General features: G+C 69.1%; 6 protein-coding genes. 4 read left to right on the top strand and 2 right to left on the bottom strand.

Features of this window, described 5'->3' with window-relative positions:
* Positions 1-247: 247 nt before the first annotated feature.
* A complete protein-coding gene (locus E4L96_RS14135; RefSeq protein ID WP_135207867.1) occupies positions 248-817 on the bottom strand; it encodes a DNA-3-methyladenine glycosylase in 570 nt (189 codons plus the stop codon).
* A 195-nt stretch (positions 818-1,012) separates the two neighbouring features.
* Here E4L96_RS14135 and E4L96_RS14130 point away from each other — a divergent pair, with 195 nt between their 5' ends.
* The 3 genes from E4L96_RS14130 to E4L96_RS14120 all read left to right on the top strand — a co-directional run bounded on the left by E4L96_RS14130 (position 1,013) and on the right by E4L96_RS14120 (position 4,315).
* Positions 1,013-1,870 (top strand): HDOD domain-containing protein, encoded by an 858-nt coding sequence (locus E4L96_RS14130; protein ID WP_135207866.1) that lies wholly within the window; start codon positions 1,013-1,015, stop codon positions 1,868-1,870.
* Positions 1,871-1,970: 100 nt separating this feature from the next.
* Entirely contained in the window at positions 1,971-3,140 is a 1,170-nt protein-coding gene (locus E4L96_RS14125; RefSeq protein WP_167758692.1) for a tetratricopeptide repeat protein, read from the top strand.
* Positions 3,137-4,315 carry a tetratricopeptide repeat protein gene (locus E4L96_RS14120; RefSeq protein ID WP_229414483.1) on the top strand — a complete coding sequence of 393 codons (1,179 nt, stop codon included), beginning with the start codon at positions 3,137-3,139 and terminating at the stop codon, positions 4,313-4,315. Before E4L96_RS14125 ends, E4L96_RS14120 begins: the two co-directional genes overlap by 4 nt.
* Here the strand turns inward: E4L96_RS14120 and pdxR are convergent.
* Positions 4,312-5,739, bottom strand: coding sequence for a MocR-like pyridoxine biosynthesis transcription factor PdxR (gene pdxR / locus E4L96_RS14115; protein ID WP_229414481.1), 1,428 nt, complete (start codon positions 5,737-5,739; stop codon positions 4,312-4,314). The two genes, E4L96_RS14120 and pdxR, sit on opposite strands and share 4 nt — an antisense overlap.
* A 92-nt stretch (positions 5,740-5,831) precedes the next feature.
* Between pdxR and E4L96_RS14110 the strand changes: the two genes are divergently transcribed.
* Positions 5,832-6,497 (top strand): glutathione S-transferase N-terminal domain-containing protein, encoded by a 666-nt coding sequence (locus E4L96_RS14110; protein WP_135207863.1) that lies wholly within the window; start codon positions 5,832-5,834, stop codon positions 6,495-6,497.
* Positions 6,498-6,653: the final 156 nt, after the last annotated feature.

The following is a 6,653-nucleotide window of genomic DNA, read 5'->3' as shown; positions in this document are numbered from 1 at the left end:
CCCCGCCCCCGCGCACCCCGCGACCGCCACCGCCGCCCCCGCTGCCAACGGCTGACTCCACCGCTTTGATCTGCCTCACCCCCGGGGTCAGGCCTACCTCTCATAGAGGGGGTCAGACCCCAGACAGTTGTCCACAGCACGCTTCATTCGCAGATTCAGTTATCCACAGGGGTGGGGTCTGACCCCATCGGACAGTGGGGAGGCCTGACCCCGGTTGAGGGAGGTCAAGCGGTGGGCGGGTTGTTGGCTAGCGGAAGGGGCGGCTGATGTAGCGGGAGTGGGCGAGGCCGAAGCGCCAGGGGACGTCGATGGCCTTGGAGATGCCGATGCGGGGACCGGCGACCACTTCGATGCGGCCGGCGCGCGGACGCAGCTCGAAGGGCTCGGAGTCGATCGGGTGGCCGTTCAGCACCCGCGTCACGCCGAGCGCGGCGCACAGCTTGCCGGGGCCGGAACACAGCGTGCGCGCGTCGTCCAGGCCGCGCCGCGCGCGCATGGCGTCCAGGCCCTCCAGCGGTTCGAGCGCACGGATCAGCACCCCGGCGCCGTGGCCTGCCTCGCGGCACACGAAGTTCAGGCACCAGTGGATGCCGTACGACCGGTACACGTACGCGTGCCCGGCCTCGCCGAACATGGCGAAATTGCGCTCGGTCGGGCCGCTGTAGGCGTGGGAGGCGGGGTCCTCGCGGTCATACGCCTCGGTCTCGACGATGCGCCCACCCACGCCATCGACCAGCACCACGGTGCCGATCAGCAGCCGCGCCACTTCGTCGGCCGGGCGGTGGAAGTCGATGCCTGCAATGATCCTGGAACTCATGCCCCGGATTCTAGCGATATTTGCAAAATCATCACGGACGGCTGAGGCAGCCGGGCCCGCACAAACCAGCGTCAACGCTCCAGATAACGAATTGATAAGGCCATTCCGCCACACTTCCCTGTCTTGACACATTCTTGTCATGCGGCAACGGCACGGCTGGTTTATGATGACAAGTCCGCAACCGAAGTCCCAGCCATGAACGCCGCCGTCCTGGCCCCCAAGGCCGATCCCGTCGACGAACTGATCAAGTCGATCCGCATCCCCCCGCGTCCCAGCCTGCTGGCCAGCCTGCAGCAGGAACTGAACCGCGAGGAGCCGGCGCCGCACGCCATCGCGCGCATCATCGCGAGCGATGTCGGCATGTCGGCCGCGCTGCTCAAGCTCGCCAACTCGTCCTTCTACGGCGGCAAGCGCAAGGCCAAGTCGGTCGACCAGGCGATCATGTTCCTGGGCATTAATCAGGTCGCGGCGCTGATGACCGGGCTGCTCGCGCGCCAGGCCATCCAGGCCGACAACACGGCCCTGGCCGACTTCTGGGAGATCTCGACCCAGCGCGCCCAAGCCATGGTGTTCCTCGCGCGCCGCCTGGCGATCGGCGAGCCGGATGTGGCCCACACCTTCGGCCTGTTCTGCGACACCGGCATGCCCCTGTTGATGGAACGTTTCGGCCGCCCATATGGCGAGACGCTGGAGCTGGCCGCGCACGCGCCGGTGCTCAGCTACACCGCCGTCGAGAACGCGCGCCACATGACCAGCCATGCGGCCATCGGCTGCCTGCTGGCCAAGAGCTGGGGCCTGCCGCCCGACGTGTCCTGGTCCATCCTGCACCACCACGACTACGACGTAATCGACGACGAGGCCACCCCGCACGCAGTGCGCGCGCTGATCGCAACCTCGCTGCTGGCCGAGTATGCGATCCGCAAGTACCAAGGCCACGGCGACTCGGCCGAATGGACCAAGGGCGGCGCCCGCGCCTGCGCCCACCTCGGCCTCGGCCCCGAGGAGACGGCCGAGCTGCTCGACGAGCTGCTCGAATCCTTCCACGGCGACTGAGACCGCGCGGCGCGGCCTTTGACTTTCGGTCGCCAGCGGACGATACTCAAAGCACATGCCTGCGCAGACGGGCGGCTCAAAATCGCTACTGGAGACTTTCATGAAGACCTGGCTTTGCCTGCTGCTGGCGGTGACGCTGGCGGGCTGCGCGTCCACCACGCAGCAGCGCACCGTCGCCCCCGCTCCCCCGTCCGTCATCGCCGATTCCGCCTTCGGCCCGCCTGCGCACCCGGTGCAGGTGGACGACCTGTTCGCGGTCAGCCCGGCGATGCGCGAGTTCCTCAACACGGGCCGCTTCCGCAACGCGGTCAAGACCAAGGGTGTGGAACTGGCATTGGCGGAGGCGCTGTACCGCAGCGACGACCTGCAGCTGGTCTACGACACCACCATCACCCGCAACGCGGCCGACACCTTCGCCACGCGCTCCGGCAATTGCCTGGCCCTGGTCATCATGACCGCGGCCTTCGCCAAGGAACTGGGCATGCAGGTGACGTTCCAGAACGTGATGATCGGCGACACCTGGACGCGCGCCGATGACCTCTACCTCTCCAACCTGCACGTGAACGTGATGTTCTCGCACAATGCGCACCTGTCGGAGGTGTTTTCGACCGCCGCTCCCGTGATCGTGGACTTCGTGCCGCCGCAGGATGTGATGGGGTTCCGCACCCGCCGCGTGCCCGAGTCCATGCTGGTGGCGATGTTCCTGAATAACCGCGCCGCCGAGGAGCTGTCCGCCGGCCGCGTGAACGACGCCTACTGGTGGGCGCGCAAGGCGGTCACCGAGCATCCGGACTTCGTCACCGCATTCAACACGCTGGGGGTGATCTACCAGCGCCGCGGCGAGGTCCAGCTGGCCGAGCGCTCCTTCAAGGAGGCACTCGACCGCGACCCGCAGCATATCGTCGCCATGTACAACCTGCTCGCCCTCCTGCGCGCCGAGCACCGCACCGAGGAGGCCGAACTGCTGGCGGGCCGCGTCAAATCCATCGAGAAGGACCCGCCGTTCTACTTCTTCGAGCAGGGCATGGATGCGCTCAACCGCGGTAACTTCCCCGTGGCCCGCGCCATGTTCCAGCGCGAAGTGCAGCGCGCTCCCTACTACGACGAATTTCACTTCTGGCTTGGCATCGCCAACCTGCGGCTGGGCGACGTGAAGGCGGCGCGCCAGGAGATGGCGCTCGCCGAGAGCACCAGTTCCACGCCTGAAGCACGGCGCACCTATTCGGCCAAGCTGGCGCACATGCGCGCCATGAAAGGCAGCGACCAGTGAACACCCGCCTGGCGCCGCTGGCAGTGCTGCTGGCGGCCCTGCTGGGCGGGTGCGCCAGTGCGCCCGAGCCGGCGGCGGTGCCCTACGAGGTGATCGCCGATGCGGGCTTCGCCCCGCCCTCGGAGCGGGTGACGGCGGACGATGTCTTCGCCCTCAGCCCGGCCATGCAGGCCTACCTGCGCAGCCCCGCCTTCACATCCTTCCTGCGCGAGCATGGCCCGGTGCGCGGCCTGATCGCCGCGCTGTACACCAAGGGCGAGCTGCGGCTCGACTACGACGCCACTGTCACCCGCCCCGCGGCGGGCACCTATGCGGCGCGCAGCGGCAACTGCATGTCACTGGTGCTCATGACGGCCGCCTTTGCGCGGGCGCTCAACCTGGACATCACCTTCCAGTCCGTGCTGGTGGACGAAACCTGGACCCGCAACGGCACCCTGTACCTGGCCAGCACCCACGTCAACCTGGTGCTGGGCAAGCGCGAATGGGACGTCATCCGCGCCAGCGATGCCAGCGATTCGCTGGTGGTGGACTTCCTGCCGCCTGAGGACATGACGGGCTACCGCACAGTGCCGCTGCCGGAAGCGGCCCTGGTGGCCCTCTACCTCAACAACCGCGCGGCGGAGGCTTTGGCGGCGGGCCGCGTGGATGACGCCTACTGGTGGGCGCGCGCGGCGGTGCTGAAGGATCCGCGCGTGGCCACGGTCTACAACACGCTCGGGGTGATCTACACGCGGCACGGAAACCCGGAGCTGGCGGAACGCAGCCTGCGCACTGCGCTCCAGCACGAGCCTGGGAGCCTGGTCGCGATGCAGAACCTGGTGCCGGTGCTGCGCCAGCTGGGCCGCGTGGGCGAGGCCGATGCCTTGGCCGCGCGGGCCGCGGCGCTGCACCCGGAGCCGCCTTTCTACTTCTTCGACCAGGGCCGGGCCGCCGCCGACCGTGGCGACTGGCAGCGCGCCCGCGACCTGTTCGCCCGCGAGACCCGGCGCGCGCCGTGGTACCACGAATTCCATTTCTGGCTGGCCGTCGCCAGCTATCAACTGGGCGACACCAGGGCCGCCCGCGCGGAACTGGAGCGTGCCTTCGATACCAGCACCAGCACCGAGGCGCGCAACCGCTACGCGGCCAAGCTGAATCACTTGCGCGCCGGGGCGCACGGCAGGCAAGGCAGCTAGGTGGGCAGCTTGCCGAGCAGGCGCAGGCCGCGCGCGATCGCGTCGGTGGTCGTGGTGCCGTAGCCGAACACCAGTCCGTCCCGGCTGACGCGCCCCGCGTAGTACGGTGCCAGCGCATACACACCCACTCCCTGGGCGGCGGCCCGGCCCATCAGGTCCTGCAGCTTCAACCCGCGCCGCGCGTAGGCCGTCAGGTGCAGGCCGGCGCTGTTGGGCACCGGGTCGAGCCATTCGCCGCAATGCCGCGCCAGTCCGCCCAGCAGCGCGGTTCTGCGCTCGCCGTACACCCGGCGCATGCGGCGCACGTGGCGCGCCAGATGGCCTTCTTCGATGAACGCGGCCAGCGCGTGCTGTTCGATCAGCGGACCATGTGCGTCGGCGGCCTGCTTGGCCGCGACCAGTGCGGCGCGCGCCCAGGCGGGTGCCGCCACGAAACCGAGGCGCAGCCCGGGAAACAGGCTTTTTGAGAACGTCCCGAGGTAGAACACGGACGCGCCGCGGTCCAGCGTCTGCAGGGCATCCAGCGGGCGCGCGTCGAACCGGAATTCGCCATCGTAATCGTCTTCCAGGATCACGGCGCCGTGCCGCTCGGCCCACGCGATCAGCGCGGCGCGCCGGGCCATCGACATCACCACGCCAGTCGGGAACTGGTGCGAGGGCGTCACGTACACGACCTTGGCATGGGCAGGCAGGCGCTCGACGATGAGGCCTTCCCCGTCCACTGGCACCGGTACGACGCGGGCGCCCGCCGCGCCAAAGGCCGCGCGCGCGGGAACGTATCCAGGGTCCTCCACCGCCACCACCGTCTTCCCGGGCGTGACGAGGATGCGCGCCAGCAGGTCGAGTGCCTGCTGGGTGCCGGAGGTGACGACGATGCCTTCGGCGTCGCACCCGACGGCGCGCGCGAATGAGACGTGGCCTGCGATGGCGGCGCGCAGGCGCGGCAGGCCGTGCGGATCGGCGTAGACGGCGCGTTCCTTCGCCAGCATGCGGATGGCGCGCGTGGTCAGGCGCTGCCAGATGTCCCAGCGCAGTTCATCGGTGGCGGGGGAGCCGAGCAGGAAGTCGCAGCTGAGGGTCGCGGCGGACTGGCCGTGCGGAGTGGGCAGCGGCGGCCGCGACCACCAGGCGTTCAGCGCTGGCGCCACGCTGCGGGCACGCGCCACCTGCGGCTGCGGCAACGTGGCGGCGACGAAGGTGCCGCCGCGCGGACGGGCCAGCAGATAGCCCTCGGCCAGCAGCATGTCATAGGCTGCCAGCGCGGTGTTCCGGGAGATGCCGTATTGCGCAGCCAGCGCACGGGTGGAGGGCATGCGCAGGCCGGGACGCAGGCGGCCGTCGAGGATGGCGGCCCGCAGCTGGTCGTGGAAGCCGCTCAGCAGGCGGCGCGAACCGGCGGCGGGCCACTCCAGCTGGAGAGGCAAATCATCTGGCTCCATAAACTGAGTCGACTCTGGCGCTGTTGGGATACCAGATTATTCCCTAAGCTGTGGCCATACACAATCGGGAGCTGCGCATGATCGACCTGTACTTCTCACCCACGCCGAATGGCATGAAGCTGAAGCTGTTCTTTGCGGAGACGGAGCTGCCGCACCGCGTGGTGCCGGTCAGCTTGTCCGGCGGCGAACAGCATGGTCTGGAGTTCCTGGCCATCTCCCCGAACGGGCGGATTCCGGCGCTGGTGGACCATGCGCCGGCCGATGGCGGAGCGCCACTGGCGATGTTCGAGTCGGGGGCGATGCTGCTTTACCTGGCGCGCAAGCATGGCGTGCTGCTGCCAACGGATTCACGCGGCGAGCTGGAGGCGGTGCAGTGGCTGTTCTGGCAAATGGCGGGGCTGGGGCCGATGGCGGGGCAAGCGGGGTACTTCCGCGTGTATGCGCCAGAGACGGTGCCGTTCGCGATCGACCGCTACACGCGCGAAGTGCGGCGGCTGTATGGGGTGCTGGACCGGCAGTTGCAGGAGCGCGAGTACATCGCCGGCGGGTATTCGGTGGCGGACATCGCCTGCTATCCGTGGATCGTGCCGCATGTGGGGCACGGGCAGGATCTGGCGGAGTTCCCCGCCTTGCAGCGCTGGTTCGAGCGCGTCGCCGCACGCTCCGCCGTGCAGCGCGCCTATGAGGGCGTCACCGACGTCTATGCACGTCCCGGCCGCGCGGTGGCAGGAGCTGCGCGATGAGTGCGCGCGATATCCTGTCGCTGCTGTCGCTGGCGGCGCTGTGGGGCGGCTCCTATCTGTGCCTGCGGCTGGGCGCGAGCGAGTTCGGGGCGGCGATGCTGGGCGCCCTGCGCGCCGGGGGCGCGGCGCTGGTCCTGCTGCCGTTTGCGCTGGTAC

This window comes from Zemynaea arenosa (assembly GCF_004614185.1).
Classification (GTDB): Bacteria; Pseudomonadota; Gammaproteobacteria; order Burkholderiales; family Burkholderiaceae_D; genus Telluria; species Telluria arenosa.
Note: the sequence above shows the minus strand (reverse complement) of the source record. Positions and strands in the feature narration are given on the sequence as shown.

Coding starts and splice junctions, on each gene's coding strand:
- E4L96_RS14130 (WP_135207866.1), top strand. CDS start 1,013: ATGAACGCCGCCGTCCTGGCCCCCAAGGCCGATCCCGTCGACGAACTG.
- E4L96_RS14125 (WP_167758692.1), top strand. CDS start 1,971: ATGAAGACCTGGCTTTGCCTGCTGCTGGCGGTGACGCTGGCGGGCTGC.
- E4L96_RS14135 (WP_135207867.1), bottom strand. CDS start 817: ATGAGTTCCAGGATCATTGCAGGCATCGACTTCCACCGCCCGGCCGAC.
- E4L96_RS14110 (WP_135207863.1), top strand. CDS start 5,832: ATGATCGACCTGTACTTCTCACCCACGCCGAATGGCATGAAGCTGAAG.